The sequence below is a fragment of the Kineococcus vitellinus genome (assembly GCF_009906315.1).
Taxonomy (GTDB): Bacteria; Actinomycetota; Actinomycetes; order Actinomycetales; family Kineococcaceae; genus Kineococcus; species Kineococcus vitellinus.
On record NZ_JAAALL010000422.1, the window covers coordinates 1 to 2,772 of the forward strand.

Here is a 2,772-nt window from a genome sequence, read left to right on the forward strand (position 1 = left end):
AGCCCCCGGTGCGCGGTGCGCCGCCGCGCGTGCCCGCCGTCCACCCGCCACCGCCCTCCTCGCCGCCGGTGCGGCCGCGCAGGAGCGGGACGCTATCCCGCGGCCGCAGGGGCGGCCACCGCTCAGGCGTACAGCGCGTCCACGTCGGCGGCGAAGCGGCGCAGCGCCTCCCCGCGCCGGACCTTCAGGCTCGGCGTGAGGCAGTCGTTGTCGATCGTGAAGTCCTCGGCGAGCACCCGCAGCTCCCGGATCGACTCCGCGCGGCTGACCGAGCGGTTGGCCTCCTCCACGGCGGCGTGCAGCGCGGCCAGGACGTCGGGGTCGCGGCGCGCGGCCTCCGGCGTCAGCGACGGCCGGCCGTGGGAGCGGGCCCAGGTGGCCAGGGCCTGCTCGTCGAGGGTGACCAGGCAGCCGACGAACGGGCGGTCGTCGCCGACGACGAGGCACTGGGAGACCAGCGGGTGGGCGCGCAGCCGGTCCTCCAGCGGTGCGGGGGCGACGTTCTTGCCGGCGGAGGTGACGATGATCTCCTTGGCCCGCCCGGTGATCGTCAGGTAGCCGTCCGCGTCGAGGGTGCCGAGGTCGCCGGTGCGGAACCAGCCGTCGCGGAAGACGGCCGCCGTCGCCTCCGGCTGGCCCAGGTACTCGCGGAACACCCCGATGCCCCGGCACAGGACCTCCCCGTCCTCGGCCACGGCGACGTCGGTGCCGGGCAGCGGGACGCCGACGGTGCCGATGCGCTGGCTGCCGGGCCGGTTCACCGTCGCCGGCGCGGCGGTCTCGGTGAGCCCCCACCCCTCGAAGACGGTGATGCCCGCCCCGCGGAAGAAGTGCCCCAGGTACTCCCCCAGCGAGGCACCGCCGGAGACGGCCTGCGTCAGGCGCCCGCCCATCCTCGCGCGCACCTTGGAGTAGACGAGGTGGTCGAAGAGGCGGTGGCGCAGGGCGAGCAGCCGCCCCGGGCCGCCGGGTGCGTCCAGCGCCCGCGACCAGGCGACGGCGGTGGCCTCGGCCTGCGCGAAGAGGGCGGCCCGCGCGCCGCCGCCCGCGGCGGCCTTCTGCTGCGCGGCGGTGTGGACCTTCTGGAAGACGCGCGGCACGGCGAGCACGAACGTCGGCCGGAACCCCTGCAGGTCCTCGACGAGGGTGCGCGTGTCGGGGGCGTGGCCCATCCGGACGCGGGCGCTCAGGCACAGGACCTCGACGAAGCGGGCCAGCACGTGCGCCAGCGGGATGAACAGCAGCGTGCAGGCGCCGGGGGCGTCGAGCATCGCGGGCATGACGGCGTGGGAGTTGCGCACCAGGTCCAGGAAGTTGCCGTGGGTGAGCACGCAGCCCTTGGGCCGGCCGGTGGAACCGGAGGTGTAGACGACCGTCGCGACCGTCTGCGGCCCGGAGCTCGCGCGGGCCCGTTCCAGGTCCTCGTCGCCCACCCCGCGCCCGGCCGCCGCCAGCTGCGCGAGGGCACCGGAACCGTCGCCGCCGCCGTCGCCGTCGCCGTCGATGACCCACGCGTGCCGCAGGGACGGCAGCTGCGCGCGCAGCGCGGCGAGCTCGGCGGCGTGCTCGGCGCTCTCCACGACGCAGGCCACGGCACCGGAGTCGGAGAGGACCCAGGCCACCTGCTCGGGGGAGGACGTCTCGTACACGGGGACGCTGACGGCACCGGCGAACCAGCACGCCAGGTCGAGCACGGTCCACTCCCAGCGGGTGCGCGAGCGCAGCCCCACGCGGTCGCCGGGGCGGATCCCCGCGGCGAGCAGGCCCTTGGCCACCGCCCGCACCTGCGCCAGGACGTCGGCGACGGGCACGTCGCTCCAGGAGCCGTCGGGCCCCCGGCGCGCCAGGCACGCCCCGGCCGGGTCCTCGCGCGCCCACTCCAGCAGGCAGTCGGTGAGGTTGCCCTCGAGCGCGGGCGGCACCTGCGCCGGACGGCTCGCCACGAGCAGGGGCGCCGCCGCGGGTTCCACCGCGGGTTCCACCGCGGGCCCCGCGGCGGGCCGCTCCCCCGCCGCGGGGGTCGTCGACACGTCGGCAGGCTCCATCGTCTGCTCCTCAGTCCCCGTCGCCGACACCGGTGTCGACGTAACGATCGTTACGCCGATGGTGCGGCGCCGCCCCCTCCCCGTCAAGCGACCGGCCGGGGGTTGCCCGCGGCGTCCCGCCCACCAGGCGCGGCAGCCAGCTCACCAGCTCCGGCAGCAGGTCGGGCAGGTCCCGGCCGCCCTCGTCCAGCGCGTCCGCCACGAGCTGGCGCATGGCGTACACCACGCCCGCGTAGGCGCTCAGCGGCAGCGGGGCGGTGCCGTCGGCGGCCCACCGCCCGTGCTCCTCGCGCAGCAGCAGCGCCAGGCGCCGGACCGCCTCGCGCCGCCGGTCGCGCGCGCCGCGGCCCAGGGCGTCCATCTCCACGAGGAAGGCGCGCGCGGTCACCGGGTCGCGCCGCACGAGCCCCAGGTAGACCCGCGCGAAGCCCGCGACGTACTCGTCCCAGTCCTTGCCGTCGGGGGCGTTCGCGCCCAGCGCCCGCACCAGGACGGTGATGAAGCGGTCGTAGGCGGCGTGCACGCAGGCGTCCTTGTCGCCGAAGCACTCGTAGAACGCCGCCCGCGAGACCGAGGCGCGGGCGCAGACCTCGCGCACGCCGACGCCGCGGTAGCCGCCGCCGGACATCAGCTCGGTGGCGGCGATCATCATGCGCTCGCGCTGGGCCGCCACCACCTGCTGCGGCGGGAGGTCGTGGCGGCCGCGCGGCAGGGCGGGCGCCACGAC

General features: G+C 77.1%; 2 protein-coding genes. Both read right to left on the reverse strand.

Annotated features, from left to right (window positions below; all coding sequences use genetic code 11):
• Positions 1 to 122: 122 nt before the first annotated feature.
• Entirely contained in the window at positions 123 to 2,045 is a 1,923-nt protein-coding gene (locus GTQ99_RS21855) for an AMP-dependent synthetase/ligase (protein ID WP_166617796.1), read from the reverse strand.
• A gap of 10 nt (positions 2,046 to 2,055) precedes the next feature.
• On the reverse strand, positions 2,056 to 2,772 hold a 717-nt coding region (locus GTQ99_RS21860), incomplete at its 5' end, for a TetR/AcrR family transcriptional regulator (protein ID WP_205707996.1).